22 protein-coding genes are annotated in these 22,199 nt (G+C 60.4%); 11 read left to right on the forward strand and 11 right to left on the reverse strand.

The features are described 5' to 3' along the window. Positions 1-51: 51 nt before the first annotated feature. The 3 genes from ACY4LX_RS23695 to ACY4LX_RS23705 form a co-directional block, all read right to left on the reverse strand. The gene (locus tag ACY4LX_RS23695; RefSeq protein ID WP_463258012.1) at positions 52-1,035 is read right to left on the reverse strand and encodes a TauD/TfdA family dioxygenase; all 984 of its coding nucleotides are present in this window, start codon (positions 1,033-1,035) and stop codon (positions 52-54) included. 39 nt (positions 1,036-1,074) lie between these two features. After that, positions 1,075-1,815, reverse strand: coding sequence for a thioesterase II family protein (locus ACY4LX_RS23700; RefSeq protein WP_463258013.1), 741 nt, complete (start codon positions 1,813-1,815; stop codon positions 1,075-1,077). A gap of 99 nt (positions 1,816-1,914) precedes the next feature. Then, positions 1,915-3,087 carry an MFS transporter gene (locus ACY4LX_RS23705; RefSeq protein WP_149661288.1) on the reverse strand — a complete coding sequence of 391 codons (1,173 nt, stop codon included), beginning with the start codon at positions 3,085-3,087 and terminating at the stop codon, positions 1,915-1,917. Positions 3,088-3,273: 186 nt separating this feature from the next. Between ACY4LX_RS23705 and ACY4LX_RS23710 the strand changes: the two genes are divergently transcribed. The 5 genes from ACY4LX_RS23710 (at position 3,274) to ACY4LX_RS23730 (ending at position 8,698) form a co-directional block, all read left to right on the forward strand. After that, positions 3,274-4,074, forward strand: a complete 801-nt coding sequence (locus ACY4LX_RS23710; RefSeq protein ID WP_149661287.1) for an SDR family oxidoreductase — start codon at positions 3,274-3,276, stop codon at positions 4,072-4,074. Further along, a complete protein-coding gene (locus tag ACY4LX_RS23715; RefSeq protein WP_463258014.1) occupies positions 4,067-5,893 on the forward strand; it encodes a glycoside hydrolase family 15 protein in 1,827 nt (608 codons plus the stop codon). Before ACY4LX_RS23710 ends, ACY4LX_RS23715 begins: the two co-directional genes overlap by 8 nt. A 216-nt stretch (positions 5,894-6,109) precedes the next feature. Then, positions 6,110-6,991, forward strand: a complete 882-nt coding sequence (locus ACY4LX_RS23720) for a PI-PLC domain-containing protein (RefSeq protein ID WP_149661285.1) — start codon at positions 6,110-6,112, stop codon at positions 6,989-6,991. Positions 6,992-7,239: 248 nt separating this feature from the next. After that, on the forward strand, positions 7,240-7,629 hold the full coding sequence (locus tag ACY4LX_RS23725) for a hypothetical protein (RefSeq protein WP_149661284.1): 390 nt from the start codon (positions 7,240-7,242) through the stop codon (positions 7,627-7,629). A gap of 166 nt (positions 7,630-7,795) precedes the next feature. Then, positions 7,796-8,698, forward strand: a complete 903-nt coding sequence (locus ACY4LX_RS23730; RefSeq protein WP_463258015.1) for an alpha/beta fold hydrolase — start codon at positions 7,796-7,798, stop codon at positions 8,696-8,698. Here ACY4LX_RS23730 and ACY4LX_RS23735 read toward each other — a convergent pair. Continuing rightward, complete coding sequence (locus tag ACY4LX_RS23735) at positions 8,667-9,650, reverse strand: GlxA family transcriptional regulator (RefSeq protein ID WP_463258016.1); 984 nt, start codon at positions 9,648-9,650, stop codon at positions 8,667-8,669. The two genes, ACY4LX_RS23730 and ACY4LX_RS23735, sit on opposite strands and share 32 nt — an antisense overlap. Positions 9,651-9,742: 92 nt before the next feature. On the opposite strand from ACY4LX_RS23735, the gene inhA reads away from it, so the two are divergent. Further along, positions 9,743-10,426 carry an isonitrile hydratase gene (gene inhA / locus ACY4LX_RS23740; protein ID WP_463258017.1) on the forward strand — a complete coding sequence of 228 codons (684 nt, stop codon included), beginning with the start codon at positions 9,743-9,745 and terminating at the stop codon, positions 10,424-10,426. Positions 10,427-10,933: 507 nt separating this feature from the next. Continuing rightward, a complete protein-coding gene (locus ACY4LX_RS23745; RefSeq protein ID WP_463258018.1) occupies positions 10,934-11,941 on the forward strand; it encodes a hypothetical protein in 1,008 nt (335 codons plus the stop codon). Positions 11,942-12,323: 382 nt separating this feature from the next. On the opposite strand, the gene ACY4LX_RS23750 is transcribed toward ACY4LX_RS23745, so the two are convergent. Together ACY4LX_RS23750 and ACY4LX_RS23755 are read right to left on the reverse strand one after the other, a co-directional pair. Then, entirely contained in the window at positions 12,324-13,124 is an 801-nt protein-coding gene (locus ACY4LX_RS23750) for an aminoglycoside phosphotransferase family protein (RefSeq protein ID WP_463258019.1), read from the reverse strand. Beyond that, positions 13,125-13,625, reverse strand: a complete 501-nt coding sequence (locus ACY4LX_RS23755; protein ID WP_463258020.1) for an SRPBCC family protein — start codon at positions 13,623-13,625, stop codon at positions 13,125-13,127. It lies immediately after the preceding gene. Positions 13,626-13,793: 168 nt separating this feature from the next. On the opposite strand from ACY4LX_RS23755, the gene ACY4LX_RS23760 reads away from it, so the two are divergent. Both ACY4LX_RS23760 and ACY4LX_RS23765 read left to right on the forward strand, forming a co-directional pair. Then, a complete protein-coding gene (locus ACY4LX_RS23760) occupies positions 13,794-14,198 on the forward strand; it encodes a GFA family protein (RefSeq protein WP_463258021.1) in 405 nt (134 codons plus the stop codon). Positions 14,199-14,260: 62 nt separating this feature from the next. Then, the gene (locus tag ACY4LX_RS23765) at positions 14,261-14,662 is read left to right on the forward strand and encodes a lysozyme inhibitor LprI family protein (protein WP_463258022.1); all 402 of its coding nucleotides are present in this window, start codon (positions 14,261-14,263) and stop codon (positions 14,660-14,662) included. A gap of 112 nt (positions 14,663-14,774) precedes the next feature. Here the strand turns inward: ACY4LX_RS23765 and peaD are convergent, their stop codons facing one another. The 4 genes from peaD to peaA form a co-directional block, all read right to left on the reverse strand. Beyond that, entirely contained in the window at positions 14,775-15,893 is a 1,119-nt protein-coding gene (gene peaD, locus ACY4LX_RS23770) for a quinohemoprotein amine dehydrogenase subunit beta (protein ID WP_149661274.1), read from the reverse strand. 24 nt (positions 15,894-15,917) lie between these two features. Continuing rightward, the gene (qhpC, locus tag ACY4LX_RS23775) at positions 15,918-16,241 is read right to left on the reverse strand and encodes a quinohemoprotein amine dehydrogenase subunit gamma (RefSeq protein ID WP_105339546.1); all 324 of its coding nucleotides are present in this window, start codon (positions 16,239-16,241) and stop codon (positions 15,918-15,920) included. Position 16,242: 1 nt separating this feature from the next. Then, positions 16,243-17,673: a quinohemoprotein amine dehydrogenase maturation protein gene (gene peaB / locus ACY4LX_RS23780; RefSeq protein WP_463258023.1), complete on the reverse strand. Its 1,431-nt coding sequence runs from the start codon at positions 17,671-17,673 to the stop codon at positions 16,243-16,245. An 82-nt stretch (positions 17,674-17,755) separates the two neighbouring features. Beyond that, positions 17,756-19,336 (reverse strand): quinohemoprotein amine dehydrogenase subunit alpha, encoded by a 1,581-nt coding sequence (gene peaA, locus ACY4LX_RS23785; RefSeq protein WP_463258024.1) that lies wholly within the window; start codon positions 19,334-19,336, stop codon positions 17,756-17,758. A gap of 345 nt (positions 19,337-19,681) precedes the next feature. Here peaA and ACY4LX_RS23790 point away from each other — a divergent pair, with 345 nt between their 5' ends. Continuing rightward, a complete protein-coding gene (locus ACY4LX_RS23790; RefSeq protein WP_149661271.1) occupies positions 19,682-20,038 on the forward strand; it encodes a hypothetical protein in 357 nt (118 codons plus the stop codon). Between the two features lie 49 nt (positions 20,039-20,087). Here the strand turns inward: ACY4LX_RS23790 and ACY4LX_RS23795 are convergent, their stop codons facing one another. Beyond that, positions 20,088-20,342 carry a DUF1652 domain-containing protein gene (locus tag ACY4LX_RS23795; protein WP_054053445.1) on the reverse strand — a complete coding sequence of 85 codons (255 nt, stop codon included), beginning with the start codon at positions 20,340-20,342 and terminating at the stop codon, positions 20,088-20,090. 274 nt (positions 20,343-20,616) lie between these two features. Between ACY4LX_RS23795 and ACY4LX_RS23800 the strand changes: the two genes are divergently transcribed. After that, positions 20,617-22,107 carry an aldehyde dehydrogenase family protein gene (locus ACY4LX_RS23800; protein ID WP_463258025.1) on the forward strand — a complete coding sequence of 497 codons (1,491 nt, stop codon included), beginning with the start codon at positions 20,617-20,619 and terminating at the stop codon, positions 22,105-22,107. The last annotated feature ends 92 nt before the right edge of the window (positions 22,108-22,199 follow it).

Raw genomic sequence — 22,199 nt, forward strand, 5'->3', positions numbered from 1 at the left:
ACGAAGAACCTCATGCAGGAGCGGGCAAACCCGCTCCCACAGGGCGCAGAGTTAGAACTCGTCCTGCGAGTGTCCCTGGGCCATGGCGACGATGACTTTGCGCGGCCCTTCGAAGGGCGAGCGGGCATGGGCCGAAAGCATGTTGTCGAGCATCAGTACATCGCCTTCCTGCCACGGGAAGCTGATGGCGCAGTCATCGAGAACCGCACGGATCTCGCTGAGCACATCGTCTTCGATCGGCGAGCCGTCGCCGTAGTAGACGTTACGCGGCAGGTCTTCTTCATCGACGATGTCCAGCAGGCTCTCACGCACTTCCGCTTGCAGGTTGGAGATATGGAACAGATGCGCCTGGTTGAACCAGACCCTCTCACCGGTCACCGGGTGGCGGGCGACGGCCTGGCAGGTCTGGCGGGTACGTAACTCACCGTCCTCCTTCCACTCGCAGAGGATGCCGTGGGCCTTGCAATAGGCTTGCGCCACTTCGCGGTCTTCGGTGTTGAACACGTCTTCCCAGGAAACATCGAGCCCATTGCCGAAGTTGCGCACGTACATCAGGCCTTTGCTGACAAAGCGCTCGCGGATCGCCACCGGGATGCGCCGATAAACTTCCCGACTATCGGCAATCGGCGTCTCACCGCCGGACCTGGCCGCGATCATGCTGTAGAACCAGATCTTCATCGGCCAGTCGCGGGAGTAGGCCTGCTCGTTATGCAGCGGAATACTTTGATGCGCCGGGTATTCGGTGGAGGTGTAAACCCCCTGCGTCACGCTGGTGCGCGGCGTGGAGCCGAACTCGTAGTTCAGCAACGGGTGACCGAAACCGGCAGCGAACTGCCGGAACGGCTCGGCGCCGCCCAGCTTGAAGCCGCGAAACAGAATCCCGCCGTCGCGCAGCAGGTGCTCATCCACCAATTCTTTCAATTCGTCGAACACCGCCAACAGGCTCGTGTCCGGCTGCGTCGCTTCCACCAGCAACGGCAAGCGACCCCGCGCCGGCATCAATGGCCGGACGGCAAATCCCACAGCAACACCCATGACGGGCCTCCCGTAAACACTCGAAAAGTGATTCGCGCGCTAATAAGCCGGCGCCGCCAACTGCGCATGTCGCCGGTGATGGACTTCCAGATGATTCTTGATAATCCGGATGACCTTGGCCTCATGCTCGTGAATGAAAAAGTGCCCGCCGGTCATCATGTCCACCGAGAAACTGCCGAGGGTTTCTTTGCTCCAACCGATCAATTGCTCGGTGGTGGCCTTGTCTTCCTTGCCACCTAGCACGTGCACCGGGCATTTGAGCAAGGGCCGCTCCATCGGGCGGAACCGTCCGCACAACATGAAATCGGCGCGCAGGATCGGCAGCGTCAGGCTCATCAGCTCCTGATTGCCCAACACCTCTTCGCTGGTGCCCTGGAAGGTGCGCAACTGGTTGATCAACTGCTCGTCGCTCTGGGCCTCGGCAAAGCCGCGGTCGTAGTCGCTGCGCATGCTGGGCGCAGCCGTGCCCGAGGCAAAAAGTGCCACGGGTTCAGGCGCGCCGAGGGCGCGAAACGCATGGCCCATCTCGCACGCGAGCAACGCGCCCAGGCTGTGCCCGAACAAGGCATAGGGCGCCTGCAAGCCCGGCAGGTGTTCCCGGGCCAATTGCAGGGCCAGGGCGCGCATATCGGTTTGCAAGGGTTCGTCGTAACGGGCACCCCGCCCCGGCAGTTCTACCGGTTGCAGGTGCAGCCACGGCGGCAGTTGACGCCGCCAGCGGCTGTAGACCATGGCGCTGGCGCCCGAATAGGGCAGGCACAGCAGTGTCAGTTTTGTCACCGCATTTACCTCAATGGGTTATCTGTAAAAGAGAACGGATGAGGGGCGGTGCGAATTAGTCGGTGAGCGCGTGCAAGCGCCCACCGCCGACGTTTGACATCATTTCAGATGGCGCAAGCCCTGCACCGCCGAGCCCAGCACTACGGCCCCTGCCGCGATCGCCACCCAAAACCCGCTGCGCGCGCCGAACGCATCCACCAGCCAACCCGAACTCGCCGCACCAATCGCCACACCGATGCTCAACCCGGTGATCAGCCACGTCAGGCCTTCGGTCAGTTTGGCTGGGGTCACGATGCGTTCCACAAGGGCCATCGCCACAATCAGCGTCGGCGCAAAGAACAGCCCCGCGACGAACATCGCCAGGGCCAAGCCGAGAATGTTCGTCGCCAATAACAGCGGTAAGGTGGTCACGGCGGTCATCACACCGCCATACAGGAACAATCGCGGCAGCGGCGCTTTCGAGCGCAACGCGCCGAATGCCAACCCGGCCAGGCACGAACCGATGGCGTACACCGACAGCACGATACTCGCCGCCGCCGGCTGGCCCTGTTGTTCGGCGAAGGCGACGCTGACCACGTCCACCACGCCGACAATGACGCCCATGGCGGTCATCAACAGCATCAGCAACTGGATTTTCCCGGAGCGGATAATCGAGCCTTGATGATGAATTTCATGGAGATGCACGGGCGGTTCGGTGGCGCGCTGCAGCACGAAGGCCGGCACCCCGATGGCCAGCGCCAGCAGCGCCACCAAGGGACCGGCCTCGGGGAACGCCACCACGCTCAGCCCCACCGACAGCGGCGGCCCAACAATAAAGCAGACCTCGTCCAGCACCGACTCCAGGGCATACGCGGTTTGCAATTGTGGCTGGCCACGGTAGAGCTCGGTCCAGCGCGCCCGGACCATCGCCGACATACTCGGCATGCACCCGGCCAGCGCGGCGAACACGAACAGTGTCCAGTGCGGCGCCTGCAAGCGAGTGCACACCAACAGCAGCAACAGCGAACCACCGCCCAGCAGCGCCGCCCATGGCAGGATTCGCCCCTGGCCATAACGATCCACCAGACGCGAGACCTGCGGTGCACAAAACGCCGTGGCCAGAGCGAAGGTCGCCGCCACCGCGCCGGCCAGGCCGTAGCCGCCCTGCAATTGCGAAAGCATGGTGATCAGGCCGATGCCGGTCATGGAAATCGGCATGCGCGCGATCATCCCGGCCAGCACGAAGGCCCGGGCGCCAGGGGCGTTGAACAGTTCGCGGTAGGGGTTTGCCATGGGTTGCGAGCCTCGTTTCGGGCCTGCAAGTTGCCATAAAGGCGGGTTGAGGGGAAAGCGGGGAATTGTTGGCGGAATGTGAAGGCGCCCGCTCATGAAGAGTTCTTCACAGTCGACCCGCAAATGAACTCTCGCCCTCCCAAACCAGTCAGCTACTTAGGCCCTCACCGCAAGGCGCTAACCTTCATGCAGATTTCCCTCGATCAACAAGTCGCCCTGGTCACCGGCGCCAGTTCCGGCATCGGTGCCGGCGCCGCCAAAGCCCTGGCCGCCGCCGGTGCGGCCGTGGTGCTCAACTACAACTCCGAAGCCGCCCCCGCCCAGGCACTGGCCAAACAGATCAACGACAGCGGCGGCCGGGCCATCGCCATCGGCGCCGATGTCTCGAAAGAAGAAGACGTTGAACGCCTGTTCGCCCAGACCCTGGACGCTTTCGGTTTCCTCGACATTCTGGTGGCCAATTCCGGGATGCAGAAAGACGCCAATGCCGTGGACATGACCCTGGCCGACTGGAACCAGGTGATTGGTGTCAACCTCACCGGCCAATTCCTCTGCGCCCGCGCCGCCCTGCGGATTTTCAACCGGCAAGGCATTCGCCAGGGCGTGTCCCGGGCGGCCGGCAAGATCATCCACATGAGTTCGGTGCACCAGCGCATTCCATGGGCCGGGCATGTGAATTACGCGGCGTCCAAGGGCGGCGTCGACATGCTGATGCAGACCCTGGCCCAGGAAGTCAGCCACCAGAAGATCCGCATCAACGGCATCGCGCCCGGGGCGATTCGCACGGCGATCAACCGCGCCGCCACCGAGGGCGACGCCGCGCAAGAACTGCTCAAACTTATTCCCTATGGCCGCATCGGCGACGTCGACGACATCGCCAGCGCCGTGGTGTTTCTCGCATCTGATGCCTCCGACTACATCGTCGGCACCACCCTGTTTATCGACGGCGGCATGAGCCTCTATCCGGAGTTCCGTGGCAATGGCTGATCATCATCCCGAACGACAAAGCGCCATCGACGCCCACGGCATCATTGGCGACATGCGCAGCGCGGCACTGGTCAACGACAAGGGCAGCGTGGATTTCTTCTGTTGGCCGGAGTTCGACAGCCCGTCGATCTTCTGCTCGTTGCTGGACACCCCCGAGGCCGGGATTTTCCAGTTGGCACCGGACCTGCCCGACGCCCGCCGCGAGCAAATCTACCTGCCGGACACCAACGTCCTGCAAAGCCGCTGGCTGAGCGATCGCGCCGTGGTTGAAATCACCGACCTGCTGCCCATCGGCGACAGCGAGGATGACTTGCCGATGCTGATGCGCCGGGTGCGGGTGGTCAGCGGCAGCGCGACGATGCACATGCGTTGCGCAGTGCGGCACGACTACGCCCGGGCGAAAACCCGTGGCCGCATGGACGCAAAGGATGTGCTGTTTGACGCCGCCGACCAGCCGTCACTGCGCCTGACGTCGGACCAGGCCTTGAGCCTCGACGGCAACGCCGCCATCGCCGTATTCACCCTTGAACAAGGCCAAAGCGCAGAATTTCTGCTGGGTGCCAGCGACGACCCGCGCTTCCAGGAAGGCGCCGCCGCACTGTGTGTGGAACGCACCCTGAAGTTCTGGCGCGACTGGATCGGGCAGTCCAACTACCGCGGGCGCTGGCGGGAAATGGTCAACCGCTCTGCCCTGGCGCTCAAGCTGCTGACCTCGCGCAAACACGGCGCGATCCTCGCCGCCGCGACCTTCGGCCTGCCGGAAACTCCCGGCGGCGAACGCAACTGGGATTACCGCTACACCTGGATCCGCGACGCCTCGTTCACTGTCTACGCCTTTATGCGCCTGGGCTTTGTCGATGAAGCCAACGCCTACATGAAATGGATGCGCGGCCGGGTCAGCGATTGCCACGGCAAGCCGATGAAAATCAACATCCTCTACGCCATCGACGGCCGCCAGGAACTGCCGGAAACCGAACTCACCCACCTGAGCGGCCACGGCGGCGCAACACCGGTGCGCATCGGCAACCAGGCTTACGATCAGATCCAGCTCGACATCTTCGGCGAGTTGATGGACGCGGTGTACCTGGTCAACAAATACGGCGAAGCGATTTCCCATGAAGGCTGGAAGCACACGGTCGAAGTGGTGGATCAGGTCTGTGAAACCTGGCAGAGCGAAGACGTCGGCATCTGGGAAATGCGCGGCGAGCAGCATCACTTCCTGCACTCGCGCCTGATGTGCTGGGTGGCGCTGGACCGCGCCATTCGCCTGGCCTCCAAACGCTCCCTGCCCGCCCCGTTCGCCCGCTGGGACCAGACGCGCCAGGCGATCTACGCCGACATCTGGGAAAACTTCTGGAACGAAGAACGCGGGCACTTCGTGCAGCACATCGGCGGTACCGCCCTGGATGGCTCGATGCTGCTGATGCCGCTGGTGCGCTTCGTCAGCGCCAAGGACCCGCGCTGGCTCTCGACCCTGGAAGCGATCCAGAAAACCTTGGTGCGCGACGGCATGGTCTACCGCTACCGCAACGACGACAGCCAGATCGACGGTTTGTCCGGCACCGAAGGCGCCTTCGCCGCGTGTTCGTTCTGGTACGTCGAATGCCTGGCCCGGGCCGGTCAGGTGGAAAAGGCGCACCTGGAGTTTGAACAGTTGCTGCGCTATGCCAACCCGTTGGGGTTGTATGCCGAAGAATTCGACAGCCATGCGCGGCATTTGGGGAATACGCCGCAGGCATTGACGCACCTTGCGTTAATTAGTGCAGCCAGTTTCCTCGATCGAAAGTTGAGCGGCGAGAAGAACTTCTGGCAACCATGAGAGACGTCGCCGGTTATTACCCTGGTGTAATGCCGGCGATTAATTAGTTCAACTCAATAAAATAACAGCCGCCGTTCTATTGAATCTTATTGCCACACTTTCCAACTTTCTTTCCATCCGCCCGTCCGATTATAAAGTGCTCAAGCCCGAGACCTGCACAACACATCAGAAGTAAGGCTTACTACTTTTATAAACCATTCAATAGAACTATTTAGCATGAGCAATTCAATCACCCGCAACAACTACGCCAACTGGATGAGCACCACACCAGACATTGATCATTTAAACATTGGACTGTTTGTATGGCCTGGTTGCCACAATGCCGGCATGGACTGGGACATCGGTCATCCGTTCCCGGAATCGACAACCGCCAACTGGGCACTTTGTCAGAACCATGACTTACTGTGGCAAATGAGGAATGGTGCACGCTCGTTTGATCTGCGCATCATGAAGCGCAACAATGAATTCATGACTTTTCACGGATCCATCCGTGGCCGGCGACTCAGGGAAATCATCGCCTCGGCCAATACCTTCCTTGATGAAAATCCTGATGAGTTCATTATTCTCGACTTCAATACATTGCAAAGCGAAGTCGATAACCGGTTTGATTTTCAGGCGTTCGAAAAAGAACTGCTGCAGGGGCTAAAAGAACGCCTGATTCCCCGTCACAACAGGCACCTCACTTTCGCACAACTAAAAAACGCCAGCCAAAAACAGCGAATCATTCTGTCTGTCGCCTATTATCAAATGTTCTATTCCGACCTGTTCTGGCCTGAATTTGAGAATCGCTGGCAAGGGGATACATTCGTTTCAACCCAAGACCTCGCAAAGTACGTCGTTAACGTCATGCAAAATCCACCGACGTCCAGCTACCCGTGGCGGTTATCCATGACTCAATACACACTATTACGCGGCCCGACTAAGCTGACCAAAGAAATCAACACCTGGTTTGATTTGGACAGTTACCTGCTTTACCGCTCCAGCATTGTCAGTGTCGACTTCTTTGAAGAAACTAAACTCGTTGAATACTGCATCGCCGTCAACAGCCGCCTGGTCCGGGATCCCGACTTGAAACGACCTTACCGATTAAGCGTTTAAACCGATCGTGAGGGTCATACCTAACCAGCAAACGTTGTCGCAAATGTGTCTTTTTTGATCAGGCTCTGTAGGAGCGGTTCTTTAGATCGTTCCTTACAGCCGTTAAACAGCACCTTGGGATTCACTGCACGCAACGTCCGTCCGACACTCGGAAATACCTTGTTGCCAGCTGTTACATCCGCCCCTAACATCCACCGTCAACGGGTACAGCGGAGCTGTCCAACAAAACCCGAATTCAAGGAAACAGAATGATCCAGCGCATCCACCGCAGCATCGACGCGCCACTGCGTTCCGGCCTGAACCGGGACGAACTGTGGGAAGCCCATGACAAGGGCCTGATCAAATGCTGGGAAATCGGCCGCCAACGCGCCACCCGCTTCCCCGACATGGCCCAACAGTGCCTCGCCGGCGAACTCCCGGTGCTGGGTTGGAAGGGTGGCGTCAGTCGCAGCCTGAAAAAACTCGAAAAATACGGATCCCTCAAATACCTCGCGCAATGGCAGGGTTTGCGTGGGGAGGATCTGGATATTGATTTGGCCACGGAGCGAGTGTTGACCTGTTCCCGGACGAAAATGGTGGTGACGTTTACGCCGGATCGGTCGAAGTATTTCAATCAGGTGGCTGAAACAGAAACCTGAGACGCTCACGTTCTGTGGCGAGGGGGCTTGCTCCTGCTTGGCTGCTCAGCAGTCGCAAAGATATTGGGGGCGCTTCGCACCCCAGCGGGAGCAAGCTCCCTCGCCACAGCCCCCCCCCCACAAGATGATGTAGTGTTCCCGAATGCCAATGCTCAGGAGTTCGATCATGAACCCGTCGCCCGTCATTCAGCACATTGAAACGCCCAGCCTGACTATCGCCTACGAACACCACGGCCCCACCACTGGCGAGCCAATCATCCTGCTCCACGGCTTCCCTTACTCCCCCCGCGCCTTCGACGAAATCGCTCCAGCCCTGGCAGCCCAAGGCTATCGCGTCATCGTCCCGTACCTGCGCGGCTACGGCCCGACCCGTTTCAACAACCCTGACACCCTGCGCTCCGGCCAACAAGCGGCCCTCGCCCAAGATCTGCTGGACCTGATGGACGCCCTCGCCATCGCGCAAGCCGCGCTCTGCGGCTATGACTGGGGCGGCCGCGCGGCGTGTATCGTGGCGGCGTTGTGGCCGGAGCGGGTTCGCTGCCTGGTCACGGGTGATGGCTACAACGTGCAGGACATTCCCGGCTCAACCCAGCCACAGACCCCGGAGACCGAACATCGCCTCTGGTATCAGTTCTACTTCCATACCCCGCGCGGTGTTGATGGCTTGACCCAAAATCGCCGGGCCTTTTGCGAACTGCTGTGGCGTCTGTGGTCACCGACCTGGGCCAGGAATGCCGAGCGATACCCCTTGAGTGCGCCGGCCTTCGATAACCCGGATTTCGTCGAGGTGGTGATTCACTCGTATCGGCATCGCTTCATGTACGTTGCGGGCGATCCGGCGCTGGAGTGGATGGAGGAAGCGCTGGCCAGGCAACCGCCCATCAACGTGCCAACGATTTCCCTGTGCGGCGCCGATGATGGCGTGGGACCTGCGACGGAGGTCGACGAAGACGTCGAGCACTTCACCGGCCATTACGAGCGCCGCGTGTTGGCGGGCGTCGGGCATAACATTCCCGAAGAAGCCCCCGAAGCGACGATCAAGGCATTACTGGATCTACTGAAAGGCTGACGCTGAAGCGCTCGCGATAGGCCTGCGGCGTCACGCCCATGGCCCGCAGGAAACTGCGGCGCAGGGTTTCTTCGCTGCCGAAGCCGCATTGCACCGCGACCCGCTTGATCGGCACGCCGGTGTCGCTGAGCAGCCGGCGCGCGGTTTCAACGCGAATCAATTCGATGGCCCGGGCGGGGGTCTGGCCAGTGTCGGCGCGGTAGTGGCGGATAAAGCTGCGCTCGCTCATGCAGGCCTGCTGGGCCAGGGTCGGGACGCCGAGGTCCTTGGTGAGATTTTCGCTGATCCAGGCGTGAAGTTCGTCGAAGCGGTTGCCTTCCTGTTGCAGGGACAGGGTCACGCTGAACTGCGACTGGCCGCCCGGGCGCTTGAGGAACACCACCAGTTGCCGGGCGACGTCCAGGGCCATGGCGCGGCCGAGGTCTGCTTCGACCATGGCCAGCGCCAGGTCGATGCCGGCGGTGACCCCGGCCGAGGTCCAGACCGGACCGTCGTTGATGAAGATCGGGTTGGGTTCGACTTGCAGGCGCGGGTGCTTTTGCGCCAGCTCTTCGCAACGGGTCCAGTGGGTCACCACACGCCGGCCATCGAGCCAACCACTGGCCGCCAGCAAAAACGCCCCGGTGCACACCGAAGAGATCCGCCGACAACCCATCGCGTGTTCACGCACCCACGTCACCAGAGACTGATCCTCCGCAGCCGCGTAAACGCCCCAACCGCCAGCGATGATCAACGTGTCGCTGCCGCCCGAGGGCAGCGGTTCAGCCAGCAGCGCCAACCCCGCCGACGACATCACCGCCCCGCCACCACTGGCAATCACCGACGGCGCATAGGGCGCCGGCATGCCCCGTTGACGGGCAATATCATTGGCCGAGGCGAACACCTGCAACGGCCCGGTGACGTCCAGCAGTTGTACGTTGGTGAACGCGAGCACATGAATGACTTTGGGCATGATTGGCGTAATTCGTGGGGTTATTGGCGGATACGCCAAAGCCTACGAGCCTACAGTGAAGCCGTCCACCCCCCAACCCGGAGAAAAACACCATGACGTTGCAGATCGGTTTTCTGTTGTTTCCACAGGTTCAACAGCTGGACCTGACCGGCCCCTACGACGTGCTGGCCTCGCTGCCGGACGTGAAAGTGCATTTGATCTGGAAGGATCTGGTGCCCGTCACCGCCAGCACTGGCCTGGTGCTGAAGCCGACCACCACGTTCGACGATTGCCCGGCGCTGGACGTGATCTGCATTCCCGGCGGCAGCGGCGTCGGACCGTTGATGGAAGATGAAGTCACCCTGGCGTTCATCAAGGCGCAGGCGGCCAACGCCCGTTATGTGACATCGGTGTGCACCGGCTCACTGGTGCTCGGTGCGGCGGGTCTGCTCAAGGGCAAGCGCGCCACCACGCATTGGGCTTACCACGATCTGCTCGCCACTTTGGGCGCGATCCCGGTGAAGGATCGGGTGGTGCGCGACGGCAACCTGCTGACCGGTGGCGGGATCACCGCGGGCATCGACTTCGCCCTGACCCTGGCCGCCGAGTTGTTCGACAAGGACACCGCGCAAGTGATTCAGCTGCAACTGGAATACGCGCCGGCGCCACCGTTCCAGTCCGGCAGCCCGGAAACCGCGCCGCAGGGCATTGTCGAAGAGGCGCAACGGCGAGCGGCCCCCTCATTCGTGCAACGCAAGATGATCACCGAGCGGGCGGCGGCCAGGCTCGGCCTTTGATCCTGAACGCAACGTAATCCGTAGGAGCAAGGCTTGCCCGCGATGAACGATGACGCGGTTCTATCTGGACCACCGCGTCAGCTTCTTCGCGGGCAAGCCTTGCTCCTACACAAGCAAAAGCGTGGTGTTGCCGATGCTTTTCGGCAGACAAAAAAAACCCGCCGAAGCGGGTTTCTCAAGACCATTGCGACATCCTGTCGGCAGCCATCCTGGCTAATGGTCGATCATCCGTGATCTGTAGGAGCAAGGCTTGCCCGCGATGAACGATGACGCGGTTCTATCTGGACCACCGCGTCAGCTTCTTCGCGGGCAAGCCTTGCTCCTACACAAGCAAAAGCGTGGTGTTGCCGATGCTTTTCGGCAGACAAAAAAAACCCGCCGAAGCGGGTTTCTCAAGACCATTGCGACTTCCTGTCGGCAGCCATCCTGGCTAATGGTCGATCATCCGTGATCCTGAGCACTTCCTGTGCTGTAGGAGCGAGGCTTGCCCGCGAAGGCGGACTGTCAGTGATTACGATGCTGGATGTGCCGCCGTCTTCGCGGGCAAGCCTTGCTCCTACACAAGCAAAAGTGTGGTGTTGCCGATGCTTTTCGGCAGACAAAAAAAACCCGCCGAAGCGGGTTTCTCAAGACCATTGCGACTTCCTGTCGGCAGCCATCCTGGCTAATGGTCGATCATCCGTGATCCTGAGCACTTCCTGTGCTGTAGGAGCGAGGCTTGCCCGCGAAGGCGGACTGTCAGTGATTACGATGCTGGATGTGCCGCCGTCTTCGCGGGCAAGCCTTGCTCCTACACAAGCAAAAGCGTGGTGTTGCCGATGCTTTTCGGCAGACAAAAAAAACCCGCCGAAGCGGGTTTCTCAAGACCATTGCGACATCCTGTCGGCAGCCATCCTGGCTAATGGTCGATCATCCGTGATCCTGAGCACTTCCTGTGCTGTAGGAGCGAGGCTTGCCCGCGAAGGCGGACTGTCAGTGATTACGATGCTGGATGTGCCGCCGTCTTCGCGGGCAAGCCTTGCTCCTACACAAGCAAAAGCGTGGTGTTGCCGATGCTTTTCGGCAGACAAAAAAAACCCGCCGAAGCGGGTTTCTCAAGACCATTGCGACATCCTGTCGGCAGCCATCCTGGCTAATGGTCGATCATCCGTGATCCTGAGCACTTCCTGTGCTGTAGGAGCGAGGCTTGCCCGCGAAGGCGGACTGTCAGTGATTACGATGCTGGATGTGCCGCCGTCTTCGCGGGCAAGCCTTGCTCCTACACAAGCAAAAGCGTGGTGTTGCCGATGCTTTTCGGCAGACAAAAAAAACCCGCCGAAGCGGGTTTCTCAAGACCATTGCGACTTCCTGTCGGCAGCCATCCTGGCTAATGGTCGATCATCCGTGATCCTGAGCACTTCCTGTGCTGTAGGAGCGAGGCTTGCCCGCGAAGGCGGACTGTCAGTGATTACGATGCTGGATGTGCCGCCGTCTTCGCGGGCAAGCCTTGCTCCTACACAAGCAAAAGTGTGGTGATTGACCATTGGTGGCCAAAATCCATGCTCGTCCACCCTGTAGGAGCGAGGCTTGCCCGCGAAGGCGGCGGCATATCCAGCATCGATATCACTGAAAGACCGCTTTCGCGGGCAAGCCTCGCTCCTACAAAAAACGTGGTGTTACGGATGCTTTTCGACAGGCCAAAAAAAACCCGCCGAAGCGGGTTTTTCCCAAGACCATTACGACTCCCTGTCGGCAGCGTGTCCTTGCTTATGGTCGATCATCCGTGATCCTGAGCACTCCCTGTGCTTCAGTTGATGAGGCTAGATTACGCTTCGGATCCAATGTGCAATAGACGACATAGCTACTACAGCGTGTAAGACATTCGCCATAGCGCCCCTTCCGAAAACCCTTAGACGCATCAGGCCTTCAGCCTGCAAGCCGCGAGTTCAGCGACCTGCAGCTGACCTTCGGCCGCCAGGGTGTCGCCGTCTTCCAAAAACCACGCCGCCGACAATCCGGCAAAGGCGAACACCCATTGCAGCAAGCGCCGACGTTCAAGTCCCGCCGCTGCGCAAACAACCCCGACTTGCCGTTCAAAGCGTAGAGGATCTGTCGCCGTAGGCAGTTCGGGGTTGCAGATCAGGTTGGCGTAGTCGTAGCCGCGCTCGCCGGTCACCCGTTTCGGATCGATGGCCAGCCAGCCGCGGGGGCCAAAATCGAGAATATTGTCGTGATGGATATCGCCGTGCAGCACCACCACGTCTTGCGGCTCGGCGAGCAAGGCTTCGGCCGTGGTCAGGCAAAGGGAATAGCGGCCACCGTGTCGTTCGGCGGCCAGGCGTAACGATTCAAACCATTGCACCAGCGGCACCAGCGGCGGCAAAGGCGATGGACGCGGCGCATGCAAGCGCGCCACCGCCGCACACATGATCCGGCTGGCTTCGTCGTCCTGCCCGTTGAGCGCCATGTGCATCAGCGAACGCTCGCCCATGGCACGCTCCATCAGCAACCCGTCGCCGTGTTGGGCGAACACCTGGGCCGCGCCCTCGCCGTCCCACCAGGTCATCAGCAGATTGCCGAATTTTTCCTCGACGTCCACCGCCACCTTCAACATCGCCGGCACTTCGGCCCTGCGTACCGGCAACAAGCGACTGCCGGGCGTGATGATCGGCTGACCGTCCGGCTCCAGTAACCAGCGCTTCAACCAGGGTTCAAACATTCACTCTCCATGATGCTCGCGATGATGTTCGCGGGCCTTGGCGCTGGTTTTCAGAAACTCTTCGATATTGTTCATCTGCTCATCCCAACCGCGGCTGTCCATGCGGAAGGCCTTGAGCCTGCGCTCTTGGGGAATGTGATCGAAACCGGATTCGGTCACCTTCAGCAAGGTGCCGTCATCCATGTCTTCAAGTTCGAACAGCACCAGGGTGGTGGGCTCCTGGGAATAGTCGATGTGCGGCTCCACGGCATACGGGTGCCAGCGAAACGAAAACACCCGCTCCGGCTCGACCCGCTCCACCAGGACATTCCACAGCAAGTGCTCATAACCGGGGTAGGTAGTCTGCCCCTGGGTCCATTCACCGGCGACAAAGCGCTTGCCCTCCAGCGCCACGCCAAACCACTGGCCGAACGCCTCGGCATTGGCCAACACACGCCATACATGCGAACGCGGCGCCTTGAGCACAATCTTCCTTTCGATGCGATCTGATGCTGGGTTCATAAGTCACCTCCTGTACTGAACAGTAGGCCTGTAAGACCACAAGACCAACCCTAAAGTTGTATCAAGCGAGTGCGATCGTCGCTCTCGGGATCTTGGTTACGCCTCGAAAAGTGCGCGAAGGTGCATGTTAAAGTGCGCAACGTGTGAATTTCAGGCCAAGGACGATCCATGCCACTCCCCCCCCTGCGCGGCAGCTGCCTGTGCAAAACCATCGAATATCAGCTCGACGGCCTCGACATGCCGATCGTTCATTGCCACTGCCAGACTTGCCGCAAGGCCCACGCCGCGGCGTTCGCCTCGACCGCCGGAGTCTTGCGAGAGCATTTCCGTTGGACCAGGGGGCAGGATCGGTTGAGTACCTTTGAATCGTCGCCGGGCAAACTTCGCCATTTTTGCTCGGTGTGTGGTTCGCATTTGATGGCGCAACGGCTGGCTCAGCCGCATGTGATCGTGCGGGTGGCGACGCTGGATGATGATCCGGGAATGTTGCCGCAGGCGCATATCTGGACATCTCATGATGTGCCTTGGCTTGACGATGAAGGCGTTGAAAAATTCCCTGAATGGCAGACATGAATGGTGAGTCGCAGATTCGCTACACTGCCCTTCACTTCCCCACTACACCACGAGAATCCCCCATGCACCCACGCTTTCTCCTGGCCCTGACGCCGCTGCTGTTCATCACCGCCGCTCACGCCGTGGACTGTGACAACGCCACCACCCAGGGCGATATGAATCAGTGCGCCGGCCAGCAGTTCAAGGCTGCTGATAAAGAGCTGAATACGCTGTATCAGCAGATCACCAAAAGGTTGAAGGACAGTCCCGATGCCAAGAAGCTGCTGGTCAGCGCCCAGCGCAATTGGGTGGCGTTCAGGGATGCCGAGTGCAAGTTCTCCGCTTCCGGGGTGGATGGCGGCAGTGTTTATCCATTGATTTACAGCAACTGCACGACCAGTCTGACGAAGTCGCGGGTCGAGGCGTTCAAGAATTATTTGAAGTGTGAGGAAGGGGATTTGAGTTGCCCGGTGCCTGGGGCTTGATGATTGTGTGTCTGTGAGGGCCTCTTCGCGGGCAAGCCTTGCTCCTACAGGGGAATGTGATCATCTGTAGGAGCGAGGCTTGCCCGCGAAGGCGTCCGTCCAACCGCCGCAATTACCGAACAAATATCTGCGCCGTAGTAATCGCCATATCCCCACCCGGCAACTTGATACTCCCCACCTGCTTCAAGCTGTCGGCATCAAAAATCGCCACATCATTGAACGTCCCGGCCAGGTAGATCTTGCTGCCGTCCTTGTTGAAGGAAATGCAGTAGTAGGAATGATCCAGCGTCGCCGCCTGGAGCATTTTCTTCTGCTTGATGTCGTACTTGGCCAGGCGATTGAGTACGCCGAACATCAGGTTCGGGTCCTTGGGCGAGCGCATGCCGCTGAAGTAGATTTCCGTTAGCGGGCCGAAGTCGGTGGTTTCGGTCTTGCCCGTTTTCAGGTCGATGCTGAACAGCCCGTAGAGGTACTCGGCGGTTAAAGGATCCTGCTTCTTGTCCTTGAATTTCGCCGCGGTGTAGAGCAGCGAGAAGTCATGGCGATACGTCTGCTGGTTCCACACGTAGAGCACGTCCGGCGCACTGTAGTTCTCGCGTTTCCAGTGCCGGCTCGGGATCAGCACGTCGAACTTGCCGGTTTTTACATCGACCTTGTAGACATCCGCCCCCGCCACATACAGCGTGCCATCGTCGCCACTTTGCATGATGGTCAACTGCCGTGGCGCCGGGAAGCTGCGCACAGGTTTGGCGTCCATGCCGGCGTCGGTGGCGTACACGTCGAGCCGAGGCTGTTGCACTTCGTAGCGGTCGTTAAGCATCAACGTCGGGTTGGCGATGGCAAACAGTTCCTTGCCATCGTGGCTGAGGGTGAAGGCGAACATCGACTTGGCTTTCTCACCCGGTTTCTGAGTGATGCTGGCGTGGAACACCTGTTTGCAGCTGTCGAGTTCGACGCCGTAGATGTCCGCGTAGTGGTTGTTCAACACGTAGGCGGTCTTGCGATCCGGCGCCAGCTGCACGGTGCCCGGGCCGAAGGCGTCCGGCAGCTTGCAGGTCTTAAACAGGGTGTCGGTGGCGAGGTCGATCACGTGCAGGTTGTTCGGGTAATTGGTGGTCAACATGTACTCGTGACCGTCTTGCAGTGCAGTGTTTTCATCGGCCAGAACGTTGAGCGAACAAACGCTCAGGACGGCGAACGCGGCCAGGCCGCAGGCTTTGATGCTAGGCATGCTGGAATCCTTTTATCTGACCGATCACTTGTCTTTTGGAAAGACAGTCCCGAGGTTGCGCCAGTTTTCGTTGGACGCCTGGGCGTCCTTGTTCCAGTCCGGGTAGGTGCTCATCATGTCGGGCACCTGGGCCGGCCACCAGCACGGGTCGGAGCAGCCATACAAGTCGGCTTCCATCGGCTGGCACAGCGACGACACCCCGCCAAACGCATCGATTTCCCAACCCGGGTCGGTGGTCGAGGCGCAACCGGCAACGGAACTCATCGCCACCACTTCTTCAATGCGGTTTTCGGCGGCGGCCTGGTCGAGCTTCAGCGCTTTGTTATTGATTGCCTTGAGATGTTTCATATCAGTGAGCCTTGCGCGGAGTGATGTAGCTGCTGATAAACGCAGGGTTGTGGGCCATGATCCGGGTGTAGACCTCGATGCCGAAGTCGACCCAGTCACGCATCAGTTCGCAGTAGTGATAGGTCGGGTGGGTCGGGTCACCGTAACGGGCATAGCTTTCGTGGTAGCAGCCGCCGGAGCACAGGTTGCGGATCTGACAGTCCTCGCAGCCGGTGTTGGTGCGGTCCAGGCGTTGGGACAGGAAGTCGTTCAATTCCACCTGTTTCACGCCGCTGTGGACATTGCCGAAGGTCGGCAATGACGAACCAGTGAAGCGATGGCACAGGTTCAGCTCGCCCTTGTGATCCACCGCCAGCATCTTCAAACCGGCGCCGCACGGCAGGGCTTTTTTGTGGCCTTCGTGGATGTCGGTGATCAACTGGTGCAGGTTGGAGAAACCGATGTTGCGGTGCTCCAGCGCCGCTTCCAGATACCGCCGACCGAGCTTCTTCATGTTGGCGAAGACTTCGATCAGCTCATCGCTGGACAGGTTGAACGTGCTGATATCGCCCGAAGTCACCGGGGCAAACCCGACTTCGGCAAACCCCAGTTCGTTGAACAGGTGATCCCAGATGGTTTCGACGTCAGTAACCCCAGTGGTCAGGGTCACCCGCGCGCCCACCGGGCGGCTGTTGTAGCGCGACAGCAGCATCTCGGCTTTGCGCCGCACCACGTCGTACGTGCCCTGCCCGCCTACGGTGATACGGTTGCGATCGTGCACGGTTTTCGGCCCGTCGATACTCACCGACAGCCCGAAGCGGTGGGCGTTGAGGTAGTCCACGGTGTCTTCGGTGAGCAGCGTGGCGTTGGTGGTCATGACGAATTCGACGAACTTGCCGGCTTCCGAAAACCGCTTCTCACAGTAATCGACCATGTACTCGATCAGCTTGCGATTGCTCAGCGGTTCGCCGCCAAAAAACACCACGGTGAACCGTTCTTCATCCGGGGACTCACGCAGCAGCATTTCCACCGAGGCGACCGCGGTTTCGACGTCCATTTTCTTGCCCGCCGACGGCTTGTCGAGGTCTTCCTTGTAGCAGTAGGTGCAGCTCAAGTTGCAACCGGTGTTGACGTTGAGCACCACGGTGTTGATCGCCGTGCGTTCCACCCGTTTGGTGCCGATGTCCGGGGTCAGGGGCGAGCCGTCGCTGACCAGTTCCAGGGCCATCAGCTCGCGCAAGGTCTCGGTGATTTCCTCACCGTTGAAGCGCGCGGCCAAACGCTGGATCAGGTCGTCCGACGAGCAGCCGGGACCGCGCAAGGTATCGATGATGGCGCCGGTCAGCTCATCGCTGGCGAACAGCGAACTGCTGGGAATGTGAAACAGCATGCGGTCGGCATCGACGTGCACTTCGTGCAGGTTCCGTTCGACCAGATTCAAAATAGCGCCCATTGCAACCTCCTGTGCAAACCCCGGTTGGCGGGGCCTGCGGTCATTCCAAAAAAGTGTCTGAAACCGTTAACGATCAGCCAACTCATGGAATGGGTGGATTGTTCCAGCGTTGCACCGTGACGATCATGTGGCCTTCGCCGGTCAGGGATTTTCCTGCGTCGTCGACGGCGGCGATCACCTTGAGGTTGCCGGCATTGTTGGTGGACATCTTGCGCTGCGGGTTCGGCCCGGCATCGCCTGGGGTGAACACGCCGCTGTCGGCCTGCATGGTGCCGGCGAACTTGACGTCTTCGTCTTCCTTGGCGCGGTCGTCGAACGCTTCGACTTTCCATTGCGCCGGGAACACGCCGATGCGGTACGGCTTGCCGTCAGCACCTTTGCCCCACGCTTCCGCATCGAAACGGCCCTGGACTTTCGGCGTCGAACCGCCCCCCTCGCCGATCCGCGCCACGGAGAATTGCGGCACGACTTTGACGCTGGCAATCGAGCTGTAGACCGACAGGGTCGGGCCTTTCAGCGTGCCGACGGTGACATTACGCAGCCCCGGTTGGGCATTGGCCGCAGCCTTGAGTTTGACGCGCATCCGCTCAGGACTTTGCTCGATGACAGATACCACTTCCACGCCTTTGCCGAAGTTCGGTTTGCCGCTGAGCCCGCTGCCGATCAACGTCACTTCAGTTTCAGCGCCCGCCTTCAGATAGCCCGGCTGCACCGCCAGCAAACGACTGCTGCCCTGCTTCGCTGCGACGAAGTCCAGACCGCGCTCATCGTGCTCGGCCTCGAACATCCGGCCTTGCATCGCGTTGCCCTGGGCGGCGAATACCTGGCGCATGGTCACGCCATCGACGGTCACGTTGCCGCGCCATTCGTAGCCGCTGTAGAGAATCGCGCTGCCGTCGCCGTTGAACGGGCTGCCATCGGCGTATTGGCCTTTGACGCTGACCTTGAAGGTGTCGCCGGCATCGGCGCTGACGCTCATCACGCCGGCCAATTCACCCTTGCCCGGCAAGTGACCGCTGAAGCTCCAGTCGCCCACCAGCGCATCGCTTTTCGGCGCGGTGCTCAGCCACTTTTTCCAGGCCGGGTTGTCCAGTGGATATCGCTTGGCCAACAGCGGCACCATGTCCTTGCGGGCAATGTCGAACCAGTCGCGATCCCGGGCCAACGCCTGGTACTCCAGGGACGGCCATTGACCGAGGTGGAAGTTGACCAGGCGTTCCCATTCCTGGGCGGGACGCCGTTGCAGGGCGACCCGCGCACCGGAGTGGCAGCGGCCGCACATCTGGCTGGTCTGGTCGTCGAATTTTTCGACGGTGTTGAGTCGCCGTTCCAGCGCATAGCGCACGCCGTCGGTTTCGCTCGGCGCCAGGCCCTGGGTGTCGGCCAGGTATTTGACCAGGGTGCGGCGGTCGTCATCGCTGATCTGCAAACCGTGCATGGTCTGCATCCGGGCGATGCTCATCAGCCAGCCTTCGGGGGTTTTGCGCTGGTGGCTGATGCGGCTCAGGGTGTTATCGGCTTCAGGGGTGTGACAGCCCTGACAGGTTTCCTTGAGGATGGTCTGGGCATCGCGGGCTGCCAGGCTGTCAGGCGAATGCAGCGCCACACAAGCGGCCACGGCCAGCAGGCCGGCGCTTATGCCTGATCGGAGTCTTCTCTTCATCAACGTCGAACCTCGCACGGTGCTTTCTTATTGTTGTGGCTTATCGTTTTTATGGTTTCTACCGCCGGCGGCGCACCGCAGACGGAGGCAAGAGAAACGTCTGCCATGAGCAATACACGGAGCGTGCCAGCTTATCGATATCCTTATTAATCAATTAGTTACTTGAATATTCCTGCCGAAAGCCCGGCCCGACCCGGATCGCCTGCGTCTAATATCGCGACAGCTGTTGCAACCTGAGACAAGCGTAGCTGCCCCGGCGCGAACACTTCATCGCCCGACGATTGACGGCTGATCGGCCCGGGTGCGAAATGGCTGTTCACCGATTGCCAAGCAGGGGATACCACAATGGCAAGCATCACTGTCCTGGCGGGGGACTTTCTGCAGGGTGATGGAGAGTACCTGGACGGCGTTTTTACCCTTCGAACGTCGCTTCATCCATGGCCCGGCATTACCCTTCCACTGTCATCGTTCAAGCATCTGGAAGTGGCCAACGAGGATTCGATCAAGGACGTCAAGGACGCCATCGGCTTCGGCGTGGCCGGGGCCATGCTGCTGGGCCCGATCGGCGCGATCGCCGGGTTCATGCTGGCCGGGAAGGAAACCGAAGTGACCTTCCTGGCCACGCTCAAGGATGATCGAAAGTTGCTGGCTGCGGTGGATGGCCACACGTTCGAGGATATTTACCGCAAGATGGCGTCATAAGCCTACGGCGTCATGCCGCCCCGTCGCGTGGGGGCGGCATGCCGTCGGTTCAGATGTAGAAGGTCGGGTGAACGCCTTTGTGAACCTCGATTTCCTGGCGCATGTCAGCCACCAGCGAGGCGATGGCATGGGGACTGTCCAGGGTCCAGAGCGGGACGTGGGTCGCCACCATGTCGACTTTCCCGGTCATGCAGTCGCAGACCCGAATCGTCAGCGACTGGTCTGCCTCCATGTTGCAGGTGCAGACCGAGGGCAAAAAGCTGCGTTCAATGATGTTTTGAATTTCCAGGGTTGAAAGGAACATCGTTACCTCCCTCACGCCAGATATGTGGCCGGGCAAAGGCTCCCTCGTTTCGCCCGTCGAGCCTGAAAATTCTAGTCCTCAAAAGTGAGTGCCTCAAGGGCGCAACACGGCTGCTCGTCGTCTCAGGCGCTGTCGCAATTTGCGAAAAAATCCAGCGTTACCTCCTTCGTGAAAGCCTGCAAAACCCGGCCAATCAAGGGTCGTCCCGCGCTTGTCGACACTTGGCACAGCCATTGCGAAAGCCTGGATCTCATGAATAAAAAGAGATCGCGCCATGTCCCTCCCTTATCTGCTTCCCGCCACCTCGGCGTTCATCCAGCGCGCCCCGCGCATGTTGATCGGCGGTGACTGGGTCGAGGCCGCCGACGGCCAGACCATGCCCCTGCATAACCCGGCCACTGGCGACGTGCTGTGCGTGGTGCCGCGAGCCACGCCCGAAGATATGGACCGCGCCGTGCTCGCCGCGCGCCGGGCCTTCGATGATTCAACCTGGACCCGCACCCGCCCCCGGGAGCGGCAGAACCTGTTGTGGAAACTCGCCGACCTGATGGAGCGCGACGCCGAGCTGCTGGCGCAACTGGAATGCCTGAACAACGGCAAGAGCGCGGCGGTGGCGCAGGTGATGGACGTGCAACTGTCCATCGACTTCCTGCGCTACATGGCGGGTTGGGCGACCAAGATCGAAGGTTCCAGCGTCGAGGTGTCGTTGCCACTGATGCCCAACGATCAATTCCACAGCTTCATCCGCCGCGAAGCGGTGGGCGTGGTCGGCGCCATCGTGGCCTGGAACTTCCCATTGCTGCTGGCCTGCTGGAAACTCGGCCCGGCCCTGGCCACCGGTTGCACCGTGGTGCTCAAGCCTGCGGATGAAACCCCGCTGAGCGCACTGAAACTCGCCGAACTGGTGCTGGAAGCGGGCTACCCCGAAGGCGTGTTCAACGTCGTGACCGGCACCGGCATCACCGCCGGTTCCGCGCTGACCCACAACCCGTTGGTGGACAAGCTGACCTTCACCGGCTCCACCGCCGTGGGCAAGCAGATCGGCAAGATCGCCATGGAGTCCATGACCCGCGTGACCCTAGAGCTGGGAGGCAAATCGCCGACCATCGTCATGGCCGATGCCGACCTGAAGACTGCCGCCGCCGGTGCCGCCAGCGCGATTTTCTTCAACCAGGGCCAGGTCTGCTGCGCCGGTTCGCGACTGTATGTGCAGCGCAAGCATTTCGACAATGTAGTGGCGGACATCGCCGACATCGCCAACGCCATGAAGCTCGGCAACGGTATGGACCCGACCGTGGACATGGGGCCGTTGATCTCGAAACGTCAGCAGGAACGGGTCTACGGCTACATCGAACAGGGCCGGGAAAGCGGCGCGACCATCGCCTGCGGCGGTGAGCAGTTCGGGCCGGGGTTTTTCGTCAAGCCGACAGTGATTGTCGATGTCGATCAGAAGCACTCGTTGGTGCAGGAGGAGATCTTCGGCCCGGTGCTGGTGGCGATTCCGTTCGATGACGAGGCCGATGCGTTGCGCATGGCCAATGACAGCCCTTATGGGTTGGGCGCGAGTATCTGGTCCAACGATCTGGCGGCGGTGCACCGGATGATTCCGCGGATCAAATCGGGGTCGGTGTGGGTCAATTGCCACAGCGCGCTGGATCCGGCACTGCCGTTCGGCGGGTACAAAATGTCCGGGGTCGGGCGGGAGATGGGGTATGCGGCGATTGAGCATTACACCGAGTTGAAGTCGGTGTTGATCAAGCTTTGACACACTGATCGTTCCCACGCTCTGCGTGGGAACGCATCCCGTGACGCTCTGCGTCACCTTCAGACGCGGAGCGTCCCTGGCGGCATTCCCAC

This window comes from Pseudomonas sp. Emmai (genome assembly GCF_055179735.1).

Bases quoted from the DNA above. Each gene is read 5' to 3' on its own strand.
- inhA (WP_463258017.1), top strand. From the start codon at position 9,743: ATGACGTTGCAGATCGGTTTTCTGTTGTTTCCACAGGTTCAACAGCTG.
- ACY4LX_RS23710 (WP_149661287.1), top strand. From the start codon at position 3,274: ATGCAGATTTCCCTCGATCAACAAGTCGCCCTGGTCACCGGCGCCAGT.
- peaA (WP_463258024.1), bottom strand. From the start codon at position 19,336: ATGAAGAGAAGACTCCGATCAGGCATAAGCGCCGGCCTGCTGGCCGTG.
- ACY4LX_RS23765 (WP_463258022.1), top strand. From the start codon at position 14,261: ATGCACCCACGCTTTCTCCTGGCCCTGACGCCGCTGCTGTTCATCACC.
- ACY4LX_RS23695 (WP_463258012.1), bottom strand. From the start codon at position 1,035: ATGGGTGTTGCTGTGGGATTTGCCGTCCGGCCATTGATGCCGGCGCGG.
- ACY4LX_RS23755 (WP_463258020.1), bottom strand. From the start codon at position 13,625: ATGAACCCAGCATCAGATCGCATCGAAAGGAAGATTGTGCTCAAGGCG.
- ACY4LX_RS23790 (WP_149661271.1), top strand. From the start codon at position 19,682: ATGGCAAGCATCACTGTCCTGGCGGGGGACTTTCTGCAGGGTGATGGA.
- ACY4LX_RS23715 (WP_463258014.1), top strand. From the start codon at position 4,067: ATGGCTGATCATCATCCCGAACGACAAAGCGCCATCGACGCCCACGGC.
- peaB (WP_463258023.1), bottom strand. From the start codon at position 17,673: ATGGGCGCTATTTTGAATCTGGTCGAACGGAACCTGCACGAAGTGCAC.
- peaD (WP_149661274.1), bottom strand. From the start codon at position 15,893: ATGCCTAGCATCAAAGCCTGCGGCCTGGCCGCGTTCGCCGTCCTGAGC.
- ACY4LX_RS23730 (WP_463258015.1), top strand. From the start codon at position 7,796: ATGAACCCGTCGCCCGTCATTCAGCACATTGAAACGCCCAGCCTGACT.
- ACY4LX_RS23750 (WP_463258019.1), bottom strand. From the start codon at position 13,124: ATGTTTGAACCCTGGTTGAAGCGCTGGTTACTGGAGCCGGACGGTCAG.
- ACY4LX_RS23720 (WP_149661285.1), top strand. From the start codon at position 6,110: ATGAGCAATTCAATCACCCGCAACAACTACGCCAACTGGATGAGCACC.
- ACY4LX_RS23795 (WP_054053445.1), bottom strand. From the start codon at position 20,342: ATGTTCCTTTCAACCCTGGAAATTCAAAACATCATTGAACGCAGCTTT.
- ACY4LX_RS23705 (WP_149661288.1), bottom strand. From the start codon at position 3,087: ATGGCAAACCCCTACCGCGAACTGTTCAACGCCCCTGGCGCCCGGGCC.
- ACY4LX_RS23800 (WP_463258025.1), top strand. From the start codon at position 20,617: ATGTCCCTCCCTTATCTGCTTCCCGCCACCTCGGCGTTCATCCAGCGC.
- ACY4LX_RS23735 (WP_463258016.1), bottom strand. From the start codon at position 9,650: ATGCCCAAAGTCATTCATGTGCTCGCGTTCACCAACGTACAACTGCTG.
- ACY4LX_RS23760 (WP_463258021.1), top strand. From the start codon at position 13,794: ATGCCACTCCCCCCCCTGCGCGGCAGCTGCCTGTGCAAAACCATCGAA.
- qhpC (WP_105339546.1), bottom strand. From the start codon at position 16,241: ATGAAACATCTCAAGGCAATCAATAACAAAGCGCTGAAGCTCGACCAG.
- ACY4LX_RS23725 (WP_149661284.1), top strand. From the start codon at position 7,240: ATGATCCAGCGCATCCACCGCAGCATCGACGCGCCACTGCGTTCCGGC.